19 protein-coding genes and 1 pseudogene are annotated in these 26,357 nt (G+C 43.7%); 7 read left to right on the forward strand and 13 right to left on the reverse strand.

All coding sequences use genetic code 11. The features are described from left to right. Positions 1–38: 38 nt before the first annotated feature. The gene (locus I2I33_RS12765) at positions 39–2,021 is read right to left on the reverse strand and encodes an alpha-amylase family glycosyl hydrolase (RefSeq protein ID WP_087422326.1); all 1,983 of its coding nucleotides are present in this window, start codon (positions 2,019–2,021) and stop codon (positions 39–41) included. Between the two features lie 328 nt (positions 2,022–2,349). On the opposite strand from I2I33_RS12765, the gene I2I33_RS12770 reads away from it, so the two are divergent. Beyond that, on the forward strand, positions 2,350–2,967 hold the full coding sequence (locus I2I33_RS12770; RefSeq protein WP_087422327.1) for a WbqC family protein: 618 nt from the start codon (positions 2,350–2,352) through the stop codon (positions 2,965–2,967). Between the two features lie 78 nt (positions 2,968–3,045). Here I2I33_RS12770 and I2I33_RS12775 read toward each other — a convergent pair whose 3' ends face one another. Then, the gene (locus I2I33_RS12775) at positions 3,046–3,831 is read right to left on the reverse strand and encodes a C40 family peptidase (RefSeq protein WP_087422328.1); all 786 of its coding nucleotides are present in this window, start codon (positions 3,829–3,831) and stop codon (positions 3,046–3,048) included. A gap of 90 nt (positions 3,832–3,921) precedes the next feature. Between I2I33_RS12775 and I2I33_RS12780 the strand changes: the two genes are divergently transcribed. After that, a complete protein-coding gene (locus I2I33_RS12780) occupies positions 3,922–4,608 on the forward strand; it encodes an SIR2 family NAD-dependent protein deacylase (RefSeq protein WP_087422329.1) in 687 nt (228 codons plus the stop codon). A 105-nt stretch (positions 4,609–4,713) separates the two neighbouring features. Continuing rightward, positions 4,714–6,117 (forward strand): 23S rRNA (uracil(1939)-C(5))-methyltransferase RlmD, encoded by a 1,404-nt coding sequence (gene rlmD / locus I2I33_RS12785; RefSeq protein WP_087422330.1) that lies wholly within the window; start codon positions 4,714–4,716, stop codon positions 6,115–6,117. 64 nt (positions 6,118–6,181) lie between these two features. Here rlmD and I2I33_RS12790 read toward each other — a convergent pair whose 3' ends face one another. From I2I33_RS12790 to I2I33_RS12840, 11 genes are all read right to left on the reverse strand, one after another. Next, on the reverse strand, positions 6,182–8,524 hold the full coding sequence (locus I2I33_RS12790) for a Gldg family protein (protein WP_087422331.1): 2,343 nt from the start codon (positions 8,522–8,524) through the stop codon (positions 6,182–6,184). Positions 8,525–8,545: 21 nt separating this feature from the next. Then, complete coding sequence (locus I2I33_RS12795; protein WP_087422332.1) at positions 8,546–9,466, reverse strand: ABC transporter ATP-binding protein; 921 nt, start codon at positions 9,464–9,466, stop codon at positions 8,546–8,548. 134 nt (positions 9,467–9,600) lie between these two features. Next, positions 9,601–10,728: a hypothetical protein gene (locus tag I2I33_RS12800; RefSeq protein ID WP_087422333.1), complete on the reverse strand. Its 1,128-nt coding sequence runs from the start codon at positions 10,726–10,728 to the stop codon at positions 9,601–9,603. 22 nt (positions 10,729–10,750) lie between these two features. Then, positions 10,751–12,208, reverse strand: coding sequence for a RagB/SusD family nutrient uptake outer membrane protein (locus I2I33_RS12805; protein ID WP_158571968.1), 1,458 nt, complete (start codon positions 12,206–12,208; stop codon positions 10,751–10,753). Positions 12,209–12,225: 17 nt separating this feature from the next. After that, positions 12,226–15,750, reverse strand: coding sequence for a SusC/RagA family TonB-linked outer membrane protein (locus I2I33_RS12810; protein ID WP_162613859.1), 3,525 nt, complete (start codon positions 15,748–15,750; stop codon positions 12,226–12,228). A gap of 107 nt (positions 15,751–15,857) precedes the next feature. Beyond that, positions 15,858–17,033, reverse strand: a complete 1,176-nt coding sequence (locus tag I2I33_RS12815) for a FecR family protein (protein ID WP_087422336.1) — start codon at positions 17,031–17,033, stop codon at positions 15,858–15,860. Between the two features lie 99 nt (positions 17,034–17,132). Further along, positions 17,133–17,684 carry an RNA polymerase sigma factor gene (locus I2I33_RS12820; protein WP_087422337.1) on the reverse strand — a complete coding sequence of 184 codons (552 nt, stop codon included), beginning with the start codon at positions 17,682–17,684 and terminating at the stop codon, positions 17,133–17,135. Between the two features lie 73 nt (positions 17,685–17,757). Next, positions 17,758–19,335, reverse strand: coding sequence for a lytic transglycosylase domain-containing protein (locus I2I33_RS12825; protein WP_087422338.1), 1,578 nt, complete (start codon positions 19,333–19,335; stop codon positions 17,758–17,760). Positions 19,336–19,345: 10 nt separating this feature from the next. Then, a complete protein-coding gene (locus I2I33_RS12830; protein WP_229782412.1) occupies positions 19,346–20,065 on the reverse strand; it encodes a DUF5683 domain-containing protein in 720 nt (239 codons plus the stop codon). Between the two features lie 8 nt (positions 20,066–20,073). Next, positions 20,074–20,967, reverse strand: a complete 894-nt coding sequence (locus I2I33_RS12835; RefSeq protein ID WP_087422339.1) for a ParB/RepB/Spo0J family partition protein — start codon at positions 20,965–20,967, stop codon at positions 20,074–20,076. Between the two features lie 140 nt (positions 20,968–21,107). Further along, positions 21,108–21,875, reverse strand: coding sequence for a ParA family protein (locus tag I2I33_RS12840; RefSeq protein WP_087422340.1), 768 nt, complete (start codon positions 21,873–21,875; stop codon positions 21,108–21,110). 143 nt (positions 21,876–22,018) lie between these two features. On the opposite strand from I2I33_RS12840, the gene I2I33_RS12845 reads away from it, so the two are divergent. The 4 genes and pseudogenes from I2I33_RS12845 to I2I33_RS12860 form a co-directional block, all read left to right on the forward strand. Then, complete coding sequence (locus tag I2I33_RS12845; RefSeq protein ID WP_087422341.1) at positions 22,019–22,732, forward strand: DNA alkylation repair protein; 714 nt, start codon at positions 22,019–22,021, stop codon at positions 22,730–22,732. 155 nt (positions 22,733–22,887) lie between these two features. Then, complete coding sequence (locus I2I33_RS12850; protein WP_087422342.1) at positions 22,888–24,753, forward strand: ABC-F family ATP-binding cassette domain-containing protein; 1,866 nt, start codon at positions 22,888–22,890, stop codon at positions 24,751–24,753. 158 nt (positions 24,754–24,911) lie between these two features. Further along, positions 24,912–26,030: a transposase gene (locus tag I2I33_RS12855; RefSeq protein WP_229128294.1), complete on the forward strand. Its 1,119-nt coding sequence runs from the start codon at positions 24,912–24,914 to the stop codon at positions 26,028–26,030. 70 nt (positions 26,031–26,100) lie between these two features. Then, a pseudogene (locus I2I33_RS12860) lies at positions 26,101–26,357 on the forward strand (IS256 family transposase); the annotation flags it as partial.

Consider the following 26,357-nt stretch of genomic DNA (forward strand, 5'->3'; position numbering starts at 1 on the left):
CCTCAACACCCAAATCGTAAATCATAAATCCCATATATTTATGAACGCTTTAATACAAATCCCGTCCTCGCGGGTATATACAAACTTAACTGTCCCCTGCCCGGAGAAACGTATCGGGTAAAGTGTTCAATCTTCTCATCAATTCGTCCCAATCCGTCAAAATTCCTGTTATCCGTGTTCAATATCATCGTGTATTTTCCGGAAGGTGCATCAAAAACGTAATCCGGGAATGACTTTTCCGGGTTAAAATTGAACACGAACAAATAATCTCCGCGGGTAAAAATCAGCACCTGACGCTCGTTATCCCGCACCAACGGTTCCGGACGCCAGTGAAAAACACGCGTATCATTCACCATCTGAATCATCGACTTATCGAACACATTCAAAAAGCGAAACCGAAGATTTTCATCATCTACCAGACTCCATAAACGCCGGGCATGATCGTAACTCCACCCGTTACCCTCTCTCGGGAAATCAATCCATTCCGGGTGTCCCCATTCATTTCCCATGAAATTCAAGTAACCGTCGGCAGCAGTTCCGATAGTAACCAAGCGAATCATTTTATGAAGTGACATTCCCCGATCAATAATCACGCTCTTGTCAAACACACTCATTGAGGTATATATTGCCTTATCCACTAAACGGAAAAATATAGTCTTGTCACCCACCAACGCCTGGTCATGACTTTCCGCGTAACTAATTGTACGTTCCTCTTCCCGCTTGTTTGTCAACTCGTAAAAAAGATCTCCGACGTGCCATTCCTCATCCCGTTTCTCTTTCAATAGCTTGATCCAGTAATCCGGGGTTCCCATATTCATCCGGTAGTCGAAACCCATACCGCCATATTCCAAAGGACTGGCAACACCCGGCATCCCACTCATGTCTTCGGCAATCGTGATCGCCTCAGGATCGACTTGATGAATCACCCGGTTAGCTAATGCCAAATAGGTAATTGCACTCTCGTCCTGGTTTCCATCATAATACAAGCTATACTCCGTGAAATCCTTATTGATTCCATGATCCCAGTACAACATACTGGTAATCCCGTCAAAACGATAACCGTCGAAACGGAATTCCTCTAACCAATATTTACAATTCGAGAGTAAGAAATTCAACACTTCATGTTTTCCGTAGTCAAAACAACGAGACCCCCACAAAGGATGATACCCTCTCTCGCCCGGGTAAAAATATTGATCGTAACTACCATCAAAGCGGCTCAATCCTTCTTCCTCGTTATTCACCGCATGCGAATGGACAATATCCATAATCACCCGGATTCCCATACTATGAGCAGCATCAATCAAGGCTTTCAACTCATCCGGTGTCCCGAAACGGGAACTCACGGCAAAGAAATTCGCCACTTGATAACCGAACGAACCATAATAAGGATGTTCCTGCACGGCCATCAACTGTATGGTGTTATAACCTAGATCAACAATACGCGGTAGCACAAATAAACGGAATTCCGTAAAAGTCGATACTCTCCGATGCTCCGTTGACATCCCGATATGAGCCTCGTAAATTAACGGATAACCTGTTCGTTTGGGTCTTTCATGACGCATCTGGTAGGGATTCAATGGGTCCCATACCTGCGCACTGTATATTTTCGTGTATTCATCTTGAATCACTCGTCGCACATGAGAAGGCAACCGCTCCCCGCTCCCCCCGTTCCACTCCACGAGTAAACGATAAAGCATCTCGTGAGCCAACGCTCCCAGAGGCAGTTTAATCTCCCAATTTCCATCTCCGACCTTGGTCAAGGCATAATCAGGATGCTTTCTCCAATCGTTAAACTCGCCTAACAAATAGATTGCCGTGGCATTCGGCGCCCATTCTCGAAACACCCACCCCTCATTCGTTCGATGCAACCCATAATACAAATAAGAATTACACGAATCGGACAAACGAGTCGTCCGATAAGTAAATTCTCGTTCCATCGCCAATACTTGCTGGTGTCTTTTTTCAATAATTCCTGCAAATGGCTTCAATAATTTATCTTCTTCTACGAGTTTTAGCATCATATATCAATTTTATTTCTATTTATCATGTAATAATACCCTTCCAAATGAACTACTTTTATATTACGTTCCGGTTGTGATACTATTACTAATTAGTTACGTAGAATTACGGCTTTTGTTCTATTGCAGGTCTTAAAAAATCCTCTCCTTTCTATATAATCGACCTGCGGTAGTTCGAGTCGAATACGACAACTTTCTATCCTGTTACAATATACAACTTTTGAACCACAAATCATACTTTTTGAGTATAAATTTGTTAATCATACAAAATATCACAGATTTTCAATTTATTGAAAAATTCTTATCTTTGCCCGGCTAATATAAATGGATCATGAGCAATATACTAATTAACACGGCATACTTTCCACCTGTTCAATACTTTACAAAAATAAACAATTGTACCGAGATATGGATTGAACAATACGAAAGCTATGGTAAACAAAGCTATCGGAATCGGTGTGACATCATGACTGCCAACGGGGTTATGACCTTGTCCGTACCCGTCGTGAAAGGCTCATCCATAAAAATATTAACCAAAGATGTACTGGTTGACTATTCCACGAACTGGCAAAAACTCCATTTCAAAGGGATTGAATCCGCTTACAAAAATTCTCCCTATTACGATTATTACATCGACAACTTCATCCACTTTTTCGAACGGAAAGAAAAATTCTTGTTAGATCTCAATACCAAGATTCTAAAAGAACTCATGGATAACCTGCAACTCCAACGGTCAATTAAATTCACAGAAGACTATTATCCGACATACGATACCCTCACAGACTTGCGGGATGTTATTCACCCCAAACCTTCCCGCCGCCGTGTAGAAGATCCTTTCGTCGCCAAACCTTACCACCAAACCTTTGCCGAAAGATTCCCTTTCGCCCCCAACCTCAGCATCCTCGACCTATTATTTAACATGGGGCCGGAAAGCCAAGGATATTTATGATTTAATGATTTTAGATTGAAGAAGAACTTGTAACCTGTCAACTTGTAACCTGCAACTTTTTAATTCGTCTTCAGCGAATTAAAAAATCTGCCTCACCACCTTCAGTGTATGCGTGTAACGTTTCAAATCTTCATTGAAAATGCCGTGATGATCAATTTTATCCACCCGGACTTTTCCCGAGGCATGGATAATTCGTCCCTGTTCCCACAAGATACCGACATGAGTAACAGCACCGGAAGAATCACCAAAGAAAGCAAGATCCCCCGGTTGCGCTTCTTCCAGAAAAGACAAAACTTGTCCCTCGCCGGCTTGTTGCTCGATATACCGCGGGATAGTAATTCCCGCCAAACGATACGCCATTTGCACCAATCCGGCACCGTCTACACCATTGGGAGTTCGCCCTCCCCAACGATAAGGAGCATTATAGAACATCAACGCATATTGAATCAATAATTCCCGTAGACTTTCAATCCCTACTTCCCGTAAAAAACCCTTCACGACATACTCCTCATCCCCTATCATCAATTTTTTAGTATATGCATCGTAGAAAGGCAGCACACTCCCCGCCACGACCATCTTGTTCTCCCAATCCCCTTTTTTAACCACCAGATTAAACACCTCACTCATGATCAATTGATCGGAAGCCCGGTACTTTTCCGCGAACTCTTCACTTACCTCTTTGTAAGTTTTACGATCAATCCATCCACAACAACAATCATGTAACAAGCGAATATTAAGCCATTTATCCTCCTCCTCCAGTACCTCATACACCTCCCCGAACAACAACTGAGAAACCATTTCGCTCCGTTCCGATTTTTCCCGTCGCATGGGGATAACACTTAAATCCGCTATACCAAAAGTCATACCATACAAAATTGAAAATTGAAAGTTACGAAAATAGAGTTTTTTTATCTAACTTGCAATCGAATTCAATGATTAAAATACAATCTGATTATGAACAAGTTAGTCGTTTTAACAGGAGCCGGTATGAGTGCCGAAAGTGGAATTCGTACCTTCAGAGACAGCGACGGCCTATGGGAAGAATACAATGTTATGGACGTTTGTACCCCGGAAGCATGGCAACGTGACCCGGAATTAGTGAACCGTTTTTACAACGAGCGTCGTAAACAACTCTACGAGGCCCAACCAAACGCCGGGCATTACGGGCTTGCCGAACTCGAAAAAGATTTCGATGTCCGGATCATCACGCAAAACATTGACGACTTACACGAACGTGCCGGAAGTACGAAGGTATTACACCTGCATGGAGAACTTAAAAAAGTCAGAAGTAGCCGGAATCCGGACCTAATATACGACCTTGACGGTTGGGAATTAAAGCTAGGAACAAAAGCCGAGGACGGTTCTATCCTGCGCCCTCACATTGTTTGGTTCGGGGAATCCGTTCCGAACATCGAACCGGCCATAGAACTCGTTCAACAAGCCGATATTCTCGTGATCATCGGGACCTCGCTAGCCGTGTATCCGGCTGCCAGCCTGTTACACTATGCACCTGCCGGTTGTCGCATCCTGTTGATCGACCCGAAAATTCCGGAAAGTGTCAAAAACAGTAAGATCGAGTTCATTGAAAAAGGCGCCTCCGAAGGTGTCAAAATCCTGAAAGAAAAACTGAAAAACAAATAAATTAGGTGATTTCCGATTGAACGATTCTGCGATTCTAAATCACCTAATCAAAAATCATGAAATCACTTCATTGATCAGATCTAAAATTTAAAATCTAAAATTAATATGGCTCGTGGTAAAAAGCCCTTACTGGAAAATATCGAAATAAAAAAAATAGCCGCGGAAGGAAAATCCATCGCTTACGTGGATGAAAAGGTATTATTCGTACCGAACACCGTACCCGGTGACATCGTTGACGTACAGGTCACCCGGAAACGTAAAAGTTTCCTGGAAGGCTTTATTGTTAACGTACGGAAATACTCCGACATCCGCACGGACCCCTTTTGTTCGCACTTCGGAATATGTGGCGGATGCAAATGGCAAAACCTGCCTTATCAATTACAAACCGAGTTCAAACAACAGGAAATCATCGACAACCTGCAAAGAATCGGTAAGGTAGAACTACAAAATGTATCCCCGATCATCGGTTCACCCAAAACTACCTACTACCGGAATAAGCTGGAATACACCTTCTGTAACAAACGCTTTCTGACACGGGAAGAAATTGCCAACGGTCAGGATATAGACCGTACCCCGGCAGTAGGCTTTCACGTACCCGGTTTATTTGACAAAGTTATTGATATCGAGAAATGTTATTTACAGGCCGAACCTTCAAATGGCGTTCGTAACTTTATTCGGGAGTACGCTATCGAACATGAATTAAGTTTTTATGATATTCGTGAACAGGCAGGATTCCTACGTACTCTTATCATCCGTACCTCTTCCACGGGAGAAGTTATGGTAATCGTTACGTTTGGGGAAGAAAATCGGGAGGCACGAGAAGGTTTACTGAATGCTATCGTGCAACAATTCCCCGAAATCACCTCTTTAATGTACGTCATCAACGAAAAGATGAACGACACGATCACCGATCAAGAAGTGATCTGTTTCCACGGAAACGACCACATCTTCGAACAAATGGAAGATTTAAAATTCAAGATCGGTCCGAAATCTTTCTACCAGACCAACTCCGAACAGGCCTACAATCTGTACGCTAAAACAAGAGAGCTGGCAGGATTAACCGGAAATGAAACCGTGTACGACCTTTACACCGGAACCGGAACCATTGCCAACTTCGTGGCTCGCAATGCCCAAAAAGTTATCGGTATCGAATACGTCCCGGAAGCCATTGAAGATGCCAAAATCAATTCGGCACTCAACAATATCCACAACACGGTATTCTACGCCGGAGACATGAAAGACGTGCTGAACGAAGCGTTCATCCGTCGCCACGGTCACCCCGACGTGATCATCACAGACCCTCCTCGTGCCGGAATGCACAAAGATGTCGTGGATACTATATTAAAAGCCGCTCCCGATCGAATCGTTTACGTGAGCTGTAATTCTGCCACCCAAGCACGAGATTTGGCACTCATGGATGCAGACTATAAAGTAATGGCCGTTCAAGCCGTGGATATGTTCCCCCACACGCATCACGTGGAAAACATTGTATTGTTACATCGTAGATAAAAATAAAAAAGTCAATCCCTCAAAATAATTGAGCGATTGACTTTTATTTCATCTCCCAATTTCACTACTTCCCTTTTCTTCGAATCAAAACAACAGCCCCTATCAAAAGAAGTAACGCCGGAAATATCCATTGTAAAATAATCTTCAAAGTAGCACCTGTTTCCATCCCGATAGTCAATGCATTATCAATAGCACTCGGACGGGAAACATCAATCGGCAATTCTCCATAAGAAAACCAATCAAACATCGCCATGATTAAATTTCCATTGGCAGAACGTATTCCGCGTCGGGAAGTGGAAAATTCGCCCATACTGAAACAATCAGCATCCCCTAACACGATAATTCGTTGCTGAAGTCCGGCTTGTTCTCGTTCCAACCCCAGCATCGTTGTCTTTACCCCGGCTCTCTCGCCCACCAGGGGATTCAATCGGGCCGTATCGTTAACAAAATCAATAGTTTCAAGTTCATTCCAAGCAAGGGAATCCCGACTCGTCAGCAAAGGCGTCACTTGAAAGCCCTTATCTGACACCTGTTCTACGGCCACACTTCCCGGCATGACTAACGAATAACGCCTGCGCTCATCCCGATGGGTAATCTGGTACAGATTTTTCCACAACCGGGAAATATTCCGAGCGCTATCCGTAACCGTGCAAAGCATCACATGAGCCGGGAATTCATCAATCGGCTTTTGAACCAGCATACCCGGCTCAAAACGCAATCCCAAATACGCCATCAGGGGCGTAAGATAAGAGTATGTCTTCGGTTTTCCTGCCACGAGTAAATTCTTTCCACTCTCCACGTATCGATATAGAATATCCAGTTCCTCATCAGTAAATGGCTCTCTAGGTTCTGCAATAACCAGCACATCCAAACTATCCAGTATCTTCGGATTATGTTTCAAACTGACATCCCTCACATCAAACCCTTGATTAAGCAACGACTCTCGGTTAGTCTTCTCTGTCACCATATGAGAATAATCCCGATTCAAGGTTCCAACCATCGAACGAGCCTCGTAATCCGAAAGGAAACCCACGCAAGGCAACTTCATGGCAATTCTTTTCAATGCTGCCGAAATCTCTGTTTCATTAGGAACACGCCTCATATCCCAATAAACCCGCAAAAAAGATCTTTGTCCCGATTCCCGTTCAATTAATGTCACGAATCGGTACCCTTCCTCGCTTAAGTCTATCCCTTTAGCAACCTCTTCTTTGGCAATCTCTTCCGGTGTCAAATATTTACCCAAACGAGTATTTTGTAATTTTGCAGCATCTCTCGCTACTTCCAAAAAGGTCTTTTCCGGGTAATGCTTTTTAAAAGCTTCTGTTGTCGTGTCCGCGTAATAATAAAAAACATAATCCATTTTTGTTTCCGGCTTGAAACGAATGTACCGTTCATAACGATCTATGTCTCTTTTTATTCCTTTTGTTGTTGTATTATAAATATCCCCGAACAAATTCACGTAAGTAGTCATCTTCAATCCCCCATCCAGTTTAGCCATAATGTCCTGACTGGCCTGAGTCAATGTGTTCGCTTTTGTATAAGTCGAATCGTGATAAACCTTCATCACCGGACGAGACGTCAAATACCCCAAAAAGATCGCAATCACGAACACGCCCAAATAACGAACAGCTTTACCCGCGAAAGAGCAACTTTCCCGCAATAACTCCAACTTCAACACGGCAAAAGCCAAAAACATGCTACTCATGATCACGAAATAAAGTATATCCTCGCTACATATCAATCCTTTAATAAAAGAATTCACACGTCCCCCAAGCGATAACCAGTAAGTAATTTCCCGTGTAAAAGCATACTCTTGCCAAATACCAGAAATTAAACTCAACAAACTCAATAAAGCAAGCATCCCGATTGCGGCAACAATAGGATAATTCGTTAATGTTGACATAAAAAGACCAACCGCGGCATACAGACCATATAATAGATAAAGTCCTAAAAGTCCGGTTAATACCGCGGACCAGTCAAAAAATTCCACCGCATAGCCCGCAACCACGACGGCAACCAACTGTATTCCGACCACTAACAACCCATACAACATAATACCGAGATATTTCCCCAATACAATATGGAAACCTGTAATGGGTGCGGAGAAAAGTAATTTAATCGAACCTCGGCTAAACTCCTGGCTAATCAATCCCATCGTCAGCAAAGGCATTAACAAATAAAACCATTGACTGACTTGGGGCCAAAGGCCTTTAGGTGAATAAAATAAATTTTGCGACACGGCATATAAACCCCGAGTACCCAATTCCTGCTGCCGGGCAAAACCTTCCAGTGCCCCTGCAAACGTCATTCCCATCATGAATGTGAAAAAAATCAATAATAACCAAGCCACCGGTGAGTAAAAAAGATTCGATAACTCTAGGCGGGCGATTTTATATATTGCTCTCATAATATTTTCTTTAACAATGATTTACTTTCCTGATAACTTTGCAAAAACAGCTTCCATCGAACTTTTCTCGGACCGGATCTCTGTCATCTCCCATCCCCGAACCATACTTTCCCGGATCACCTGCTTAATCGTATCCCGTTCCCCGTCATACCACAAACGAACGCCATGACCGCCCACCATCTCAACTTTTTTGATTCCGGCAATCATCAGCAATTCATCCGGTAATGGTGGTAAATCGAATACGGCATAAAGCGTATTCGGCTCGATGTAATTATCAAACTCCTCCACGCTACCGGAAAAAACAACCCGCCCGTGTTCGATCATCTTGATCGTCGAACAAGTAGCTTGTACTTCTGACAAGATATGCGTTGAAAGCATCACCGTACGATCTTCTGCAATCTCACGAATTAATTGTCGAACTTCCAGAATTTGGTTCGGGTCCAACCCGTTCGTCGGTTCATCAAGAACCACAAATTTCGGATCATGCAAAATAGCTTGAGCAATACCTACTCGTTGCTGATACCCCCCGGAAAGATTTCTCAACAATCGATCCTTCATGTGCGTGATCCCACAACGTTCCTCGGTCTCCCCAACAGCAGCATTAATTTTTTTCCGTTCCATCCAGTGTATTTCTGCACAAAACCGCAAATATTCATCCACGGTCAAATCCGGGTATAATGGTGGTTTCTGTGGTAAAAAACCTATATATTTCCGAGCCGCCACGGGATTTTTTAACGTGTCGATACCATTAATATACACTTTCCCCCGGGTCTGTTTCAGCACGCCACAAATAATGTTCATTGTTGTTGACTTTCCGGCACCATTGGACCCAAGCAAGCCAATGACTCCGTTTTCCTCAATCTCAAAATTAATATCCTCGATAGCCCATTGTGTCGCGTAACGATGATACAAGTGTTCTACTTTTACAATTGGATTTTCCATACATACGATTTTTTAGTCATAAATACTGCATGACGTCACGTTTAGTGACATCTATCTTTAAATAAACCTATGCAGGAGAGCCAGTTTCCATCTTCGCACCCAAACAGTCACCGGTTCTCCTTGCCTTTCGGTTTTCAATTATACAATTCGCCGATCGCCTGTAGATCTATCCCTAGGCGTTTGAATTCATTCATCAATATGTCATACTTTTTTCGAATCAGACCATTTACATCTTTCTTGGGATGCAAAATTCCGGTAAAATCATTGGCATTATAATTTCCGTTGGCCGGTTCTGCCGTCAACTTTTCATAAGAATTTCCCATGATCAGCGTTAAATAATTTGCCAGATCAGTCTTTAAAATTGTAGTCAAAATAGTCGTCGTCGGTCTTATCACGAATCCTAATCCATAACATTGTCCTGTTGAAGGACGAGCTGAAGACGCCCCTCCCGCCCAAGAATAATCCGACACCAAGTTGAACTCATCCAACGAATACATGGACTCGATTCTTTCCGTGATAAACCACGAATGAACATCATTTTTAATTTTATTCTTTCCACTTGCAAGTAAATCATCCAAGGATTCATCGCCATGACTGAATATCAAGTTATGGAACGAGTAATAGTATGAATATTCCTTCAAACCATACATATACATGGAATTCGTGTACCACAAATTTCGTCCCAATATAATTTTCAAAGGTAAGGCAACCCGAAGTATTGTATCCGGATAAAAATTCAAAAACATCTCTTCCACCCACTCGAACTGCTTTCCTACATATTCATTTTTCGCCTCATTCACGTTTATGCTATTTTTAGTGAGAGTCACCGTGTAAGCACGCACATATATATCCCCGTCATCCGTCAAGATCACCTCTCGTTTAAGCGTGGTAAAATCTTCACCATCAGTTGTACCGATAGGATATTTTGTACCTTGGATATAGACATAATCACCTTCCACGTAAATATCATCCCCATTGGGAGTATAAGTCTGACTTGTTATAATCGTATCCACAAGATTTTCTTTCCATGCATTCGACCCGTCAAAATACACCTCTCTAGGCTCGAATTGGTAAAGGATATATACGCCCGTACGATTATAAAAATCCTCTATTTTTTCATCATAAACATTATTTCCCGAAGCAAGAACCGGTTTCCATTCTTCCATATCCGAAGGAGTAAGCGTTTCCGAATCATCGCTACAACTCTGCCACCCGATCATCCCGATGACAACAAATATCCATAATATATACTTTATTTTCATATCTCTATACTTTAAACATTGATCAGTTTTGCACCAAATAAGGATTTTGTTCCAGAACAAGTTCCGGGATGGGCAGTACATAATGTCTCATGTCCTGTGAATACGTCTGCCCTTCCGGCTTTAACACGTGAGTAACCGTCAATCCATAACGACGCAAATCACACCATCGATGGTTTGTCTCACCACATAACTCCCTGAATCTCTCATCAATAATAAATTCCAACAACTCCTGACCGTCTGTAATATTCAATTCGTCTGCAGGAAATTCCTTATTGAAACGATATTTTCTCAACTTATTCAAATCAGTCAATGCCTGATTACGATAGGCGTCATTCCCTTCTTTCAAAAATTTTTGCGTATAAGCCTCGGCCCGATTCAAATAAAGTTCGGCAGTACGAATGCCTTGAATGTAACTACTGGATCCACCTTTTGCAATACTTTCTCGCATATCCCCTTGGAAACCCCATATATCCATTCCAAAAGTAAAATAAAAAAAAGCCCTCAAATCACGCACCCTCTTCGCTGATATATCAGCGAAAGCACCTTGTTCATAACGTCCTATCAACTCTTGAGAAACGACAAAAGGTCCTATTACCCATGCTATCACACTCGAAGACAGCGAGTAACCAGTTAGATAATTCCTCGCCCATATAATTTCATCCGGAGCGGTAGCCAAATAAACCGAACCCGTACCAGATGTATTATATACGTCCATACTGAAATTATTCAGATCCAGCAAATCAGACTTCAAGATGAGGACTGAATCAGCGTATGCCAAAGCTTTATCCCAATTTTCCATGTAAAGATATACCCTTGACAACATCGCTTTCGCTGCAAGATGGTCTATCCGGTAAAATGTACGTTCATACCTGTTTTCCATTAACAAACGATTTCCATCAAGCAAATCCTTTTCTATACGGGCATACACTTCCGCAACCGTGTTACGAGTATAAAAATCACCGTTAACCGTAGCGTCCAATTTTAGTGGAACCCCCAAATCCGTTGACGGATTACCTTGACTATAAGCAATACCAAACATATTCACCAAATGGAAATAATTCCATGCACGCAGCACCAGAGCCTCTCCCCGTAAACTCTCCCGCAACACTTCTTTCCCTGCCATCTCGTCCAAGTAATCCAATACCAAATTACAACCTAAAATACGCCTGTAAGGCATCTCCCAAAAACAATGAAAGTATCCTGCCCCGGCATCCGTGAACATATCCTTATTCCACGTGTAAAGCCATTTTAACTCATCATAAGTGGATTGAAAAGATTCATCATCCAAATTCGTACTTGCCTGTTCATCCGTGAATATAGTCGTACTATAATAAGGAGATCCATAACCATCACCCAGCAATATCTGCTCTAGGTCTGTCACCTGAGAGGGACGTACCAAATCCTGACTTGTCTCCTCCAGAAAATCTTTACACCCTACAAGAGACAAAAGAATGATTAATAAATATATATTCTTCTTCATCATTATCGCTTTTATCGTTAAAAACTTACATTTATACCGAATGAAAAATTCTGAGAACGAGGCTGACTTCCTAGCGCAACCTCAGGATCACGTCCTTTAAAATCTTTACTCTTTATCTGTAAAGGATTTGTTACCGTGCAAGAAAGTGCCACGCTCTTCGCGAATCCTTTTATCCACTTATCCGGAAGATTATATGAAAATCTGAAATCATTAAAGCGAATATACCAAGCATTCACCACCCTGACATCAGAATATTGCCAAGCATCCAACGGATAAAGAGCTACTCCATTTTCAAAAGGATAAAGAGGTTGGCAATTCTTTCCTACCGGAATAGAAGGAATGTTCGTGCGAGTTTCGTCCCCCGGTTCACGCCATCGATCGTTCAACTCGTTAGAAGCATTCTTAAATTCACTCAACATCTCGTAACCATTCTCGTAAGGAGAATCAAGAAATTCATAATTACCCCGACTAATATAAAAATTCAACGGGAAAGAAAAACGTTTCCACCGAAACACCATATTGATTCCAACCGTGAATGTCGGTTCGCGGGTACCCATATAAACCATGTATTCCGTGGCATCTTCCGCAGCCTTACTCGTGTTGGCACGTGAAAGATCAAAAAGCGGTCCCCCGTTCTCCGGATCTAATCCGGTAAACTTGAATGCCCAGAAACTACCCACCGGATACCCGGCTTTAGCGATTGATCCATCTGTCGCGTGTTTCCATGTTCCATTCTTTTCTACCTCGGATTTAACATTATTACTATTACCGGAAAAGCTCGTACCCAAACTCCACATGAAATCCTTCGTCCGGATAGGGATCACGGTAAAAGACAAATCCCAACCTTGATTGGACACCTCGCCATCATTAACATACATACTCGTAGTCCCTGTCTCGTAAGGCACTTTTGCCGAAGTAATCACATCCACGGTCTTTTTATAATACCAATTAAATGTACCGTTCAGTTTATTTCCCAATATGGAAAAATTTGCCCCCAGATTAACCGTAAACGTCTTCTCCCATTTCAAATCAGGATTCGGCAAGCTTTTCCAAGTCATCTGGTATTCCCCCGTTTTCGAATCCACGGCCAAAACCTTAGCGATAAAATCAGGACTAATATTTTCCGCCACGTTTCCCTGATACCCCAACGAAGCAACAAAAGCCAGCGTATTCACGAACTTCTGATCGGCCATCCAATGTTCATCCGTTACATTCCAGCGTAATCCGGCTGACCATACCGGCTGAAACTTGGCGGTCTTACCAAAGGTATTCGAACCATCACCCCTTACGGATAAATTAATCGAATAACGATTATCATACATATAACTTGCCGTGGCATAATAAGAAACGTAATTCGAAACCTTATCCGTTATTGTCGGTTTTGTTCGGGCATACATTGTATTCAATTTCCCCGCAGGGGTTTCCAACGGAACATCCGTGAAAGTTTTACCACGATCGGGCATATACCCCCAGTTCGTTTGCGAATAACCGTCATATTCATTGCTCCGACTCTCTATTCCCGCCATCAGGTTCACTGAATGTACCCCTTTTAACAACTGCACGTACTCGAACTGCACCCGAGCCGTGTAACTAAAATTACGGCTCTCGGAAGTAGTCAACATCCCCCCGTAAGGTAAGAATGAGTTTTGAAACTCCGTGGTTGTCGCCCCGTACTCTCCAAACTCATAGCCACGGACAGATGCTATTTTATGAGAACGTTCCGTGAACCATGACTCGGCAAAATACGACGAAGTTGAACCACCCAAAGTTGCAGCTAACGTAAAATTTTCAGAGAACCGCCAACGAGCGCTCAAATTCAACTTTAAACTCTTGGTTGTATTTTCATTATTCGAATTAGACAACTCATTTATTATATTATATTTATACTTACCTTTCGTGTAATAAAACAATTCCCCCTCTTCATCAAAACAACCGATGACCCGACTCGTATTGATCGCGTAATTAAAAGGATCTACACCGGCAGCAAAAGCCTGTGTCTTCACGTGGCTACCTGACAAGCCTGCCGTCACGGTCAATTTTTTCCAAAAAATAAAACTCGTGTTCAAACTACCTGTATAAGTCTCCTGTTCATTCCCTTTCGCAGTATTCTTCACGTTACTATAACCGAAAGAAGCCCGGTAAGTAGCGTCATCATTTCCTCCGGAAAAGCTAAGCGAGTGAGACTGGCTAAACGGTGTCCGATAAAGAATGTCAAACCAATCGGTATTCGTGGCCTCTAATTTTTTTACTCCGGTATTAAATTCTTCCCAACTGATTTTTCGTTCAAGATAAGCGTAAGCTAACGCAGAATATCCCACCGTTTCCTTTCCGACCCTCGCTCCCCGGGAGAAAGCTTCCCTCGAAAGATCAACACGTTCTTTCGAGTTCATAACGTCCTGCCGCTTGTAATTCATCTTTTGACTCGTCGAAAAACTTCCCGAATAATTCACCGACATCGAACCTCTTTCACCTCTTTTCGTCGTGATCAAAATTACCCCATTAGCTGCCTTCACCCCATAAATCGCCGTGGCAGAAGCATCTTTCAATACAGTAATATCTTCAATATCATTGGGATTCAACCAAGAGACCGCTCCCCCGATAAAATCTTTCATCATATCAAGATTACTATCCCCGATCGCTCCCAATTCACTGGTTTCGAAAGGAAGATTATCCTCCTGTATAATTCCATCCACCACCCACACCGGTTCGGCATTACCCACCAAGGTTGAAGTACCCCGTACCCGGACTTTTTGTCGAGTTCCTGTCAACCCACTCTGATTAATTACCACCATCCCCGGAACCTTTCCCTGTAACATGGATTCAATAGTCTCATTTCCAGTCATAACAAGTTCCTCGGCCTTCACTTTAGAATAAGATCCCGCCATAGCCTTTTCTTTAATCGCCTGATAACCGGTCACGACAACTTCCTCTATTGCTTTCACGTCTTCTTCCAGCACCACTCGCAGCGTATCCGTTTTTTCTGAAAAAGCGACTCGCTTATTTTTGAACCCCACAAAAGTGAACTCCAAAGTCCCCTGCTGTATGGGAAGTTCTATTGAAAAATACCCACGGGCATTTGTCGCTGTCCCTAAAGACACTCCGACCAATTTTACGGTTACCCCCGGCATCGGGTCTTTATTTTGATCCGTCACGAAACCTTTCAACGTAATCGATTTTACCGTTCCTGTATTCATCTGCCGGGGTACAATCAAGATTACATCTCCATGTACAATTGCCACCAAACGGGTTTCTTTCAACACGGTTTCCACCGCTGCCAACACCTTAGCATCTTTCAAATTCACCGTAACCCGTTTACTCTCTTTCTCAAGTTCCTCTTTCTTGTAACTGATCGAATTTCCACTCTGACGATTAATTTTCTGAATCGCGTCAAGTACACTCTCTCCATCTAATTTCAACGAAATCAGCTTGTCTTTCTGCTGTCCGCGAGCAATCGTAGGGGCAAACATGATCCCGATCAACAGGATAAAGCCGCTCGCCAATAATAGCTTGCACGAAACAGAAAACATCCTCGAATGTTTCATTTTACAATTTTTTTTCATAGATTTGTAGAACATTTAAATTAATAATGTCCTGGTTTACCAGGAGATTGAATGACCGGTAACATCTTCCACATGTCACCGGTTATTTTTTAATAAATATACACGGTCGTTCCTTTGATCTCGAAACGAGGTCCACCTAACAAAGTCAACATACTCAACACACTGGCCAAATCATCATTACGGTTAATCCTTCCCGTAAAAGTATGCCTCTCCCCACGATCACCTTTCCACTCGTAGGTCACATCATACCAACGAGCCAACATTCGCATCACGCTCTCAAGCTCATCATCATCCAACACGATAATTCCATCACGCCAAAGAGACCGTAGGTCAGAATTTATTTCCCTCACGGAAATGTCTCTTGCTCCATCCGTCCAACTTGCCTGCATTCCAGGAGTCAGAATTTTTTTCAATAAAGAATGCTCAACAGATACCTCCACCCGCCCGGTAAATAAAGTGGTCTCTATTGCCGGTTCATCGGCATAAGCCAGTATATTGAAAGAAGTTCCGAAAACCCGTGTCCGAACCTCCCCGGCTAACACGATAAAGGGACGCGACGAATCAGGTGTCACATTAAAAAAAGCCTCTCCTTTCAAACGAACTTCCCGGTTTCCCTCGCCAAATCTTACAGGATAATGTAGTTCTGAATCGGAATTCAAAAAAACTTGTGTTCCGTCGCTCAAAATCAAAGAATAAATTCCACCCCGTGGGACAACGATCGTGTTGTATTCCATCGGCACCTCTTCCCGCCCCACATTCTTCTCTTTATAGGAAACTTGTCCCGTCGACACGGAAATATTCGAAGTGGCTGCAGAGATCAGCGTATCGCCTTTTTCCAAGGCAACCTTCTGACCATCATTTAAAATCAAAAATCCCTGAAACTTTCCCGGCTCGATCACCGCCACTTGCATAACAGACTCTTTTCCTACTCTATCCCGCAACCCGAACCATAAGCCCAAAGATACTAAAATGATAATCCCTGCCGCATAAGCCATCCACGTTCTCCAATTCACCACGTTCCCACCTCTTAACCCAGATTCTAAGCGTTTCCATTGCTCCTGTTGATCCGATACTCGAATGATTTCCTCAAACTCCTCATAAGACGTCTTTTCTTGATATGATCTAAACCATGCTTGATGCTCCTCCGATTCATCCAACCATTCCTGCAACATCCCCTCCTCTTTTTCCGTCATCTTTTCTCCGGAAAATAATTTTCGGGTAATAATATCCGCGACTTTTATCTCTTTTTCTACAAGATTCATCATACACTTATTTTTCTGAATTACACCATATAATTTCGTGAATCCGGAAAACGGGTGAATGAAAAATCACTTTTTTTCAAAAAACATCTTCTTTTTACTCGATTAACCCATGAATAAAAACGGCAACAACACCCTCAAATGTTTCAACTTCTCCCTCAGAGCTTGGTATCCTGCTTTTTTTAGCGTCTTCACCGTATTAGGTGAGATTTGCATGACTTCGGCAATCCTTTCAACCGTCATATCCTCCATGCTCAATTCGATCACCCGACGAGTCTGGGGCGGCAATTCTCGAACAGCACGCTGTACTTCACCGCAGATTTCGGCCGTGATTAACAGGTGATCTCCCGTCTCGCCCTCTTCCCGTTCGATACGGTCCAAAATACGCTTACGATTGGCCACATCCCGAATCTGCGCCATGACTTTATTTCTAACAATGGAAAACAAATAAGCTTTGACAGCTAACAGGCTATTAAAATTCACACGATTTCCCCAGTATAAAACAAATGCCTCCTGAATAATATCTTCCGATTGTTCTTTATCGTGCAACATCTTATACACATAATAAAACATCCGTCCGTACAACTCCTCGTGTAGCTCTTTAAAAGCGACACGATTCCCCCTAGCAATTTGTTCTACATGTAAATTATCGAGCATCAATGAATTAAATATTGAATTCCATCAATACAAATATAAAAGAAAAAGTGAGATAAAATCTCACTTTCTATTATTAAATCTTAATCTTTAACTTTTGTCCCGGTTTTAGATTCTTTGCCGATCGATCAGTCAACCCGTTCCATTTCATGATGTCCCGGTTCGACACGCCCGGATATTTCTTAGCAATCGACCACAGATTCTCGCCTCGCTTGATCGTGTAGTAGAAGAACTCGCCTTCTGTTAAAGGTTCTGCCTCGACTTCCGCGTTCGCAGCAACCCCTGCATACTTGGCATCCACTTTGGACTTATAGTAATCAACCTTATTATTCGGCACGTAAACCGTAAGTTTCTGCCCGATATTAATTCGGTCTTTCGTCATCCCGTTCCAATACTTCAAATCGGATAAACGCACGTTAAATTTTTCGGCAATCTTCCCGATCACGTCCCCGCTTTTCACCGTGTAAACCAATTTGGCTTTATTGCTGGGTACAGCATGGGCATGAGCGTATTTCTTGAAACGATTCTTCGGATCGGCCGTACGGTCACTATCATTAAAATAAGTCGTCCGGTTATAAGCAAAGATCGTATCTTGTTTATCAATAAACTCTCCAACATGATTATAAGGAACCTGCAAAGCGTAACTCTTCCCGAATCCGGCAGGCACAATATCCGAACGATATTGCGGGTTCAAATCCCGAATTTGTTCCACGGATATATCCATCAATTTGGCCACCTGCTCGAAATGCAAGGCATCGGAAATCATGATCGTGTCACACATCGTGGGCAACTCATTCTCTAACGGGAAAATATTATGCTCTTTATGGTAATTGAACGTGTACATGGCAGCGATAAAAGCCGGCACGTAACCACGCGTCTCCTTCGGCAAATGGAAATAAATGTCCCAATAATTCTTTTTACTTCCCGACCGTCGTATGGCCTTGTTCACGTTACCCGGCCCGCAGTTGTAAGCCGCGATCACCAGAATCCAGTCTTCGTAAATCTTATACAAATCTTTCAAGAAACAAACGGCAGCCTCCGTGGATTTTACCGGATCACGGCGTTCGTCAATAAAAGAATTTATTTCCAACTTGTACATCTTCCCTGTTCCGTACATAAACTGCCACAAGCCACAGGCTCCCGCACGGGAAAATGCCCGCGGGTTCAAAGCACTCTCAATCACGGGCAAGTATTTCAACTCCTGCGGCAATCCCTCCCGATCCAACACTTCTTCAAAAATAGGGAAATAATAGGAACTCAGTCCCAACATCGTTCCCACTTGGGCTCGACGTCTCACGGTATATAATTCAATATAATTCCGTACAATATCATTGTAGGAAAGCTTTATCGCTGAATTTAATTTATCCAAGCGTTGTAAATACACCGAATCCGGAACAGCCGGCCCGGTCACCATTTCGGTCAGGTACACCGAATCCACGTAATTACCTTCCTCCAATCTGGAAACGTACCATTTACTGTATAATTCATCCAATCGCTCGATAAAAGCTCCCGGAATAGAATCTGTCAACAATACCGGCGCCCCTAAATTTAACCGGGGCGCACCCAATCGTACTTTCAACGAATCCCGATCACTTTCACCATATACTACACCTGAAAATAAAATCGCACATAGCCACAAAAACACAAAACGCATGGTTATTCCTTTAAAAATTAAAAGTTAATGTCAAACCCACGGTTCCCCCGCTGACAGGAGAAAATCCGGTTGAGGGACGAAGATTCATCGACAAATCGTCGTTAATCTCGAAATCATAAAAATGGGCAAATACCGTAGCATCAATAATTTGTATTGCGTATATAGCACCCGACACGATATACAATAAGTCCCGATTCCGTTTATAATTATCTTTCTTTGTTTTCAACTGCTCTTGTAAACGCTTTTGCATGGATGCATTGTAATTCTCTGCCGTTTTACCCGGTAACATCAATTTATCCCAACTGGAATTGGCCGGGTAAGGCGTTTCCGGATCAGCCTCCAAAGCGTTCAGATAAGCCGTGTAATCCACGAATGCAGTACGGTATTTCTTGTAATATTTCATGTTCCACGACAACCCGTACACGGTAGCCCCGATACCCCCGTACAAGATCGGTAACTTCCACCATTGACGGTTATAAATCTGTCCGGAACCCGGTAATACCATCGCCATGATCGTTGCCCGATGCGGGGAATGGGGTTTACCGTTATCTCTTTTTCTCGCTTTACTTTTCAACACTTCCTCTTTTCCCGTGAACGTCAAGGAATCCGTGTGAATGATCGTGTCTTGCAAGAATACAGGGAAATCCGAACGATACTCCGACGCCGTTACTCCCGTACAAATAAGCAAAACCGGGATAATCAAAACTATTTTCACTAAAATACTTCTCACTACAAAGTTTATTTCTTATCCACCTTATCCAATAATTCAACAATTCGCTCCAGATCGCTATCCGATTTAAAAGAAATCACGATCTTCCCTCTTCCCTTCTCGTTCCGTTTCAGGTCAACCTTCGTGTCAAAATAACGAGCCAGATGAGTTTGTAACTCCATATAGTCCTCGATAGGTTGACGTTTCCTCTCGGCTTTTCTCTCTTTTTCCTCTTCCGGTTTCATCAGTTCCCGAACGATTTCCTCGACTTTTCGCACGGAGAAATCGTATTTCATGATCTGTTCGAAAACCATGTACTGGGTTTCCGCATCTTCTATATTAATAATAGCACGGGCATGCCCCATGCTGATTTTCCGTTCCTTGATTGCCAACTGTATCGGGGCGGGCAACTTCAACAAACGCAAATAATTCGAAATCGTCGTTCTCTTTTTACCTACCCGTTCGCTCAACGCATCCTGTGTCAGGTTGCACTCGTCAATCAAACGCTCGTACGAAATCGCAATCTCGATAGCGTTCAAATCCTCCCGCTGGATATTTTCAATCAATGCCAATTCTAGCACGGACTCTTCTTCCACCTTACGAATATAAGCGGGAATAGTTTCCAACCCTGCCATCTTCGATGCCCGGAACCTACGTTCCCCGGCAACAATCTCGTACTTCCCGTCTTCCACTTCCCTCACGGTGATGGGTTGCACGATGCCGATAGCCTTGATTGAAGAGGCCAACTCTTGCAAAGCCTCCTCATCGAAAACGGTTCTCGGTTGGTTCGGATTCGGGCGAATATCACACAATTTCAATTCTTCCTGTAACGCCGATGAGGCCGTTCCCCTTGGCTTCGCCTCCTCTGCCGCATCCGACAATAACGCTCCCAATCCTTTACCTAATGCACTCTTTTTCGCCATCTCTTGTTAATTTTAGATCCTATTAATTTAGTGATTTAATGATCTCAGATTAAGTGATTTCTTCCCTCCCGCTCTATTTCCACCTATTTTTAATCACTGAATCATTGAATCAGCAATCACAGAATCTTCTAAATTCTAAACTATTTTTTGTTTTTCTCCAGCAATTCGTTTGCCAAACTCAAATAATTCACGGAACCGCGACACTCGGCATCGTAAAGGATAACCGGTTGTCCGTAACTCGGGGCCTCTGCCAGTTTCACGTTCTGCTGAATCAACGTGTCGAAAACCATCTCCTCGAAATGTTTCCGCACCTCGGCAACCACTTGGTTCGACAGGCGGACACGCCCGTCATACATGGTCAGCACGAATCCTTCAATTTCCAGAGCCGTGTTCAGACGTTTCTGGATAATCTTGATCGTATTTAATAACTTACCCAATCCCTCCAATGCAAAATACTGGCATTGCACGGGGATCATCACCGAATTGGCCGCGGCCAATGAATTCACGGTCAACAAACCCAGTGAAGGCGAACAATCGATTAAAATATAATCGTAGTCATCTTTCACCTTTGCCAACACTTTTGCCATTACACTCTCTTTCTCCTCGAAATTCAACATCTCCAACTCGGCTCCCACCAAATCTATATTGGAAGGCAACAAAAACAAATTCTCAATATCCGTCTTCAGGATCGCCTCTTTCGGCTCCAACCCGTCCACCAGACATTCGTAGATAGTCGCCTTCAATTCCTTTAAATCATATCCCACTCCCGTTGTCGCGTTCCCTTGAGGATCAGCATCAACCAACAACACTTTCTGTTCCAGTACAGCCAAACTAGCCGCCAAGTTTACAGACGTCGTTGTCTTTCCAACACCCCCCTTTTGGTTCGCGATAGCTATAATTTTTGACATAAATCCACGTTTTTCGATTATGTGGTAAAAATACAATTAAAAAGAATACGTCCCCCATTTTTATTCAATTTTTTAATAACAACGCCTACTTTTTTACTAACAATAATTACCTTTACACCGGGAACTAAAGAACTGAGGGAAAGATGAAAAATTCAACGAAAGAAATTATAAATGAAATAAATACATACCGGGACGAATCGAAAGCGGCTTTCCTGCCCCGTTTCTTCAAAACGGGTAAAGGGGAATACGGTGAAGGGGATCAATTTATCGGGGTGGTCGTTCCGAATTTGCGTATCGTTGCCAAAAAACATTTTGACGCGGACTTCGACACACTCCGGGAACTACTCGCCTCCCCGTACCACGAGTATCGCCTGACGGCCCTCCTGGCATTAACCTATCGTTACGCCAAACTCAAAGACCACGCGTCCAGAGAGACTTGCGTGAATTTCTACGTGAGTCAGGTAGACGCCATCAACAACTGGGATCTCGTTGACCTTAGCTGTTACAAGATTTTGGGGCATTGGCTTTTCGACAAGGACAAACAACTCCTTTACGACTGGGCAAAAGAAAATCACCTCTGGAAACAGCGCATCGCCATGATCTCCTGTATGCATTTCGTGAAACAAGGTGAATTCAAGGATGCCCTCGCGATTGCCGACCTTCTCCAGCACCACCCTCACGACCTGATCCATAAAGCCGTGGGCTGGATTCTCCGTGAGATCGGCAAAGAAGACGAACAACTTTTAGTCGATTACCTCACTCCTCGCTACAAGAAAATGCCCCGTACCATGTTACGGTACGCCATCGAACGTTTCGAGGAAGGAAAACGGAAAGCGTTTTTAAATTCCATGATTTAAAAGAAGTTTAGAGTTTAAAGTTTAGAATGAAAAATCAACTACCCCCACCAACTCCTCCTTACACAGGGGGAGTTAGAGGGGGTAGTTTAAGTGCAAGCCTCGTGCGGTTGGAATCTAAAATCATAAATCAAGAAATCCCAAATCAACAATATAGCATGATTAGTTTTTTACAAGTCGAAAATCTCAGTAAACGTTTCGGGGAACAACTCCTGTTTGAAAATATAACTTTTGGAATCGGCAAAAATCAAAAGGTAGCTTTAATTGCCAAGAACGGGATGGGAAAATCCACCCTATTACGTATCATCGCGGGCAAAGACTCCGCAGACACGGGTTCCGTGATCTCCCGTAATGACATTTCAATCGGTATTCTGGACCAAGACCCGGAACTTAACCCGGAAAATTATGTGTTTGAAGAGGTGTTCAACTCGGAGAACCCGACCTTGAAATTAATCAAAACATACGAGCAAGCCGTGAAGGACAACGACGCGTCGGCTCTCGAAGAACTCATCCCGCAAATGGACGCTCTCGCCGCGTGGGATTACGACACGCAAGTGAAACAAATCTTGTCGGAACTCAAGGTCGACAAGTACAGCCAGCGGATTAAGGAGCTATCCGGGGGACAGCGCAAACGTGTCGGGCTGGCCAAAATATTGATCAGTAACCCCGATTTCCTGATCCTTGACGAGCCGACGAACCATTTGGACGTGGAGATGACCGAATGGCTGGAAGAGTACCTCGAAAAAACGAATGCCACGCTACTCATGGTGACTCACGACCGTTATTTTCTGGATCGGGTGTGCGACAAGATCATCGAGATCGACGATTTCGGTTTATTCGCCTACGAAGGAAACTACTCCTACTATCTTGCAAAGAGAGACGAACGGATTGAGGCCCGAAACGCCTCGATAGACAAGGCCAAGAACCTGCTCCGCACGGAACAGGAATGGATGCGCCGGATGCCGCAGGCCCGCGGGCATAAGGCGAAATACCGGATCGATAATTTTTATAAAATAAAAGAGGTCGCCTCTCAAAACACGACAGAGCAACACCTGGAACTCGATATAAAAGGACAACGCCTCGGTAAGAAGATTCTCGAACTGGAACACGTGAACAAGAGCTACGGGGATTTTTGCGTGTTACGGGATTTCTCCTACAAATTCGTACGGGGGGAAAAGATCGGAATCATCGGGAAAAACGGGGTTGGAAAATCGACCTTCCTGAATATCATCACCCGCCAGATCGAGCCGGACAGCGGAACCATCGAAATTGGTGAAACCGTGGTTTACGGTTATTATAAACAAGACGGGATCAATTTCAAGGAAGACGATCGCCCCATAGACATCGTGAAAAACATTTCCGAGAAAATCGACCTCGGTAACGGACGGGTGATGTCAGCATCGCAATTCCTTGAATATTTTCTTTTCCCGGACAAGCTGCAATATTCCCTCGTGGCAAAACTTAGCGGGGGCGAACGCCGGAGGCTTTACCTGCTGACCGTCCTCATGAGCAACCCCAACTTCTTGATTCTCGACGAGCCGACGAACGATCTCGACATCATGACGTTGAACGTGTTGGAAGATTATCTAAAATCTTTCCAAGGTTGCCTGATCATCGTGTCGCACGACCGTTTCTTCACGGATAAAGTGGTGGATCGGGTGTTCGCTTTCGAGGGTGACGGCGTGGTGAAAGACTTCCCCGGTAATTACACCCAGTACAAGAACAAAAAAGAAGAAGAGGAACTACTGCGTAAACAGGAAGAGAAGAAAATCCCTGTCGCACCCAAACCCGTGAGAGAAAAGGAGAAAGTCCGTAAACTGACTTTCAAAGAAAGACTGGAAATGCAGCAACTGGAATCCGACATGGAAAAACTGAACACGGAAAAAACAGGGTTGGAAACAGCCTTAAATTCCGGTTCCCTTGATACGGACGAACTGGTGAAATCTTCCCAGCGAATTGCCGAGATCATTGATTTGTTGGACGAAAAGGAAATGCGCTGGCTGGAACTTAGCGAGATTGAATAAAAAGACATTAAAATAAACTCCTCCGGCCTTCGGCCACCTCCTCTATAAACGAGGCCACTGAAAAAGTCCCCTTCTGGGGGACTTTCTCCAAAATATTTATTTTTTTACTTTTAACTTTTTTCAAATAAGTTTATCTTCGAGGGCTAAAACAATGTATGATGTTACCACGCCAAACCTCTCTTTCTTTCAGCGTTTATTCCGACTTGTATGATAAACTAATCCCCCGGGATAACAAGCTTCACCAGCTCAACGACCTGGTGAACTTCACTTTTGTTTACGATGAATTATCCTCGAGATACTGCCAGACGAACGGTCGCGTGGCTATAGACCCCGTCCGGGTCTTCAAGTACCTTCTTTTGAAAGTGATCTTTGACCTCTCGGATGTTGACGTTGTAGATCGTTCGCGTTACGATCTTTCTTTCAAGTATTTTCTAGATTTAGCCCCCGAGGATGACGTTCTTGATGCCAGCACGCTGACCCGTTTCCGTCGCCAGCGTCTAAAAGACATGAACTTGCGGGATCTCCTGGTGAGTAAAACGGTAAGTCTTGCCCGCTCCCGCGGTGTTCTAGAAGGGAAGGCGATAATCCTCGATGCCACCCACACGCTTTCCCGTTATAACTTGTACTCGGCCAGGGTTGCCTTGCAAGGTCGTCTCCGTCACCTTCAATCCACGATCCGGCAGGCCCCTCTCCCGGCCGGGGAAATCAACGATATTCTCTCGACGGTTTCCCCCGGGGAAACGCTGGAGCAAACCCGGGCGGCTTGCACGAGTTTGGTACAACGGGTTCGTTCCCACGGGGGACTGTCTTCCCTTCCGCTGGTGAACGAGCGAGTCAACCTTCTCGAAGAAACCCTTGAAGACGTCAAGGATTCCGTCTCGTTTTCCGTTGACAAGGAGGCCCGGGTCGGGCACAAGGCGGTGAACAAGTCCTTTTTCGGTTACAAGACACACGTTGCCATGACTAGCAACGGGATCATCACGGCGGCCCTTGTAACCACGGGAGAGAAGGCGGACGGGCAATACCTGGAACCGCTCGTCGAGCGAAGCGTGGAGAACGGGATGGAGGTGGACACGGTAATCGGTGACATGGCTTACTCGGGCCGGGATAATATCATGTACGCCACGGGGCATGACGTTCAACTGGTATCGAGATTGAACCCGGTGCTGGACGGTGTACGCGGGGAAACGGGATTCGTTTATAACAAGGACGAGGCGATGATGGTTTGCCCCGCGGGGCACCTGGCATACAAGGAACGCTACCATGATAGTGTTTGATAGTGTTTCAAAAAGTGTGTAAATTCCGAATTGATTATTTTTGTAATGCAATTTTCAAAAATGAATAATTATGGAATTTACACGTGAACAAATCTCGGAAATAATTTCCGAAATCACAAACGGTGAACTAGGTTTACAAGGCTTGGTCAAACAAGGTTTAGAGAGTTTAATGTTATCGGAACGTGATCTTCATAACGAGACACGTGGTGACGTGAGTAACGGTTTTCGTGGTCGTCGAGTATGTCATGGAGGTAAGGTCTTCGAACTTCGGGTCCCGCGTAGTCGTAACAACCATTTTTACCCGATGTTACTGGGGGTGCTAAAAGA

Origin of the sequence: Butyricimonas sp. BSD2780061689_150309_C8 (assembly GCF_015560935.1) — a bacterium.
Taxonomy (GTDB): Bacteria; Bacteroidota; Bacteroidia; order Bacteroidales; family Marinifilaceae; genus Butyricimonas; species Butyricimonas paravirosa.

What these genes read in the sequence shown, in the direction of transcription:
- I2I33_RS12765 (WP_087422326.1), bottom strand. Translation starts at nt 2,021, where the DNA reads ATGATGCTAAAACTCGTAGAAGAAGATAAATTATTGAAGCCATTTGCA.
- I2I33_RS12770 (WP_087422327.1), top strand. Translation starts at nt 2,350, where the DNA reads ATGAGCAATATACTAATTAACACGGCATACTTTCCACCTGTTCAATAC.
- I2I33_RS12775 (WP_087422328.1), bottom strand. Translation starts at nt 3,831, where the DNA reads ATGACTTTTGGTATAGCGGATTTAAGTGTTATCCCCATGCGACGGGAA.
- I2I33_RS12780 (WP_087422329.1), top strand. Translation starts at nt 3,922, where the DNA reads ATGAACAAGTTAGTCGTTTTAACAGGAGCCGGTATGAGTGCCGAAAGT.
- rlmD (WP_087422330.1), top strand. Translation starts at nt 4,714, where the DNA reads ATGGCTCGTGGTAAAAAGCCCTTACTGGAAAATATCGAAATAAAAAAA.
- I2I33_RS12790 (WP_087422331.1), bottom strand. Translation starts at nt 8,524, where the DNA reads ATGAGAGCAATATATAAAATCGCCCGCCTAGAGTTATCGAATCTTTTT.
- I2I33_RS12795 (WP_087422332.1), bottom strand. Translation starts at nt 9,466, where the DNA reads ATGGAAAATCCAATTGTAAAAGTAGAACACTTGTATCATCGTTACGCG.
- I2I33_RS12800 (WP_087422333.1), bottom strand. Translation starts at nt 10,728, where the DNA reads ATGAAAATAAAGTATATATTATGGATATTTGTTGTCATCGGGATGATC.
- I2I33_RS12805 (WP_158571968.1), bottom strand. Translation starts at nt 12,208, where the DNA reads ATGAAGAAGAATATATATTTATTAATCATTCTTTTGTCTCTTGTAGGG.
- I2I33_RS12810 (WP_162613859.1), bottom strand. Translation starts at nt 15,750, where the DNA reads ATGAAACATTCGAGGATGTTTTCTGTTTCGTGCAAGCTATTATTGGCG.
- I2I33_RS12815 (WP_087422336.1), bottom strand. Translation starts at nt 17,033, where the DNA reads ATGATGAATCTTGTAGAAAAAGAGATAAAAGTCGCGGATATTATTACC.
- I2I33_RS12820 (WP_087422337.1), bottom strand. Translation starts at nt 17,684, where the DNA reads ATGCTCGATAATTTACATGTAGAACAAATTGCTAGGGGGAATCGTGTC.
- I2I33_RS12825 (WP_087422338.1), bottom strand. Translation starts at nt 19,335, where the DNA reads ATGCGTTTTGTGTTTTTGTGGCTATGTGCGATTTTATTTTCAGGTGTA.
- I2I33_RS12835 (WP_087422339.1), bottom strand. Translation starts at nt 20,967, where the DNA reads ATGGCGAAAAAGAGTGCATTAGGTAAAGGATTGGGAGCGTTATTGTCG.
- I2I33_RS12840 (WP_087422340.1), bottom strand. Translation starts at nt 21,875, where the DNA reads ATGTCAAAAATTATAGCTATCGCGAACCAAAAGGGGGGTGTTGGAAAG.
- I2I33_RS12845 (WP_087422341.1), top strand. Translation starts at nt 22,019, where the DNA reads ATGAAAAATTCAACGAAAGAAATTATAAATGAAATAAATACATACCGG.
- I2I33_RS12850 (WP_087422342.1), top strand. Translation starts at nt 22,888, where the DNA reads ATGATTAGTTTTTTACAAGTCGAAAATCTCAGTAAACGTTTCGGGGAA.
- I2I33_RS12855 (WP_229128294.1), top strand. Translation starts at nt 24,912, where the DNA reads ATGTTACCACGCCAAACCTCTCTTTCTTTCAGCGTTTATTCCGACTTG.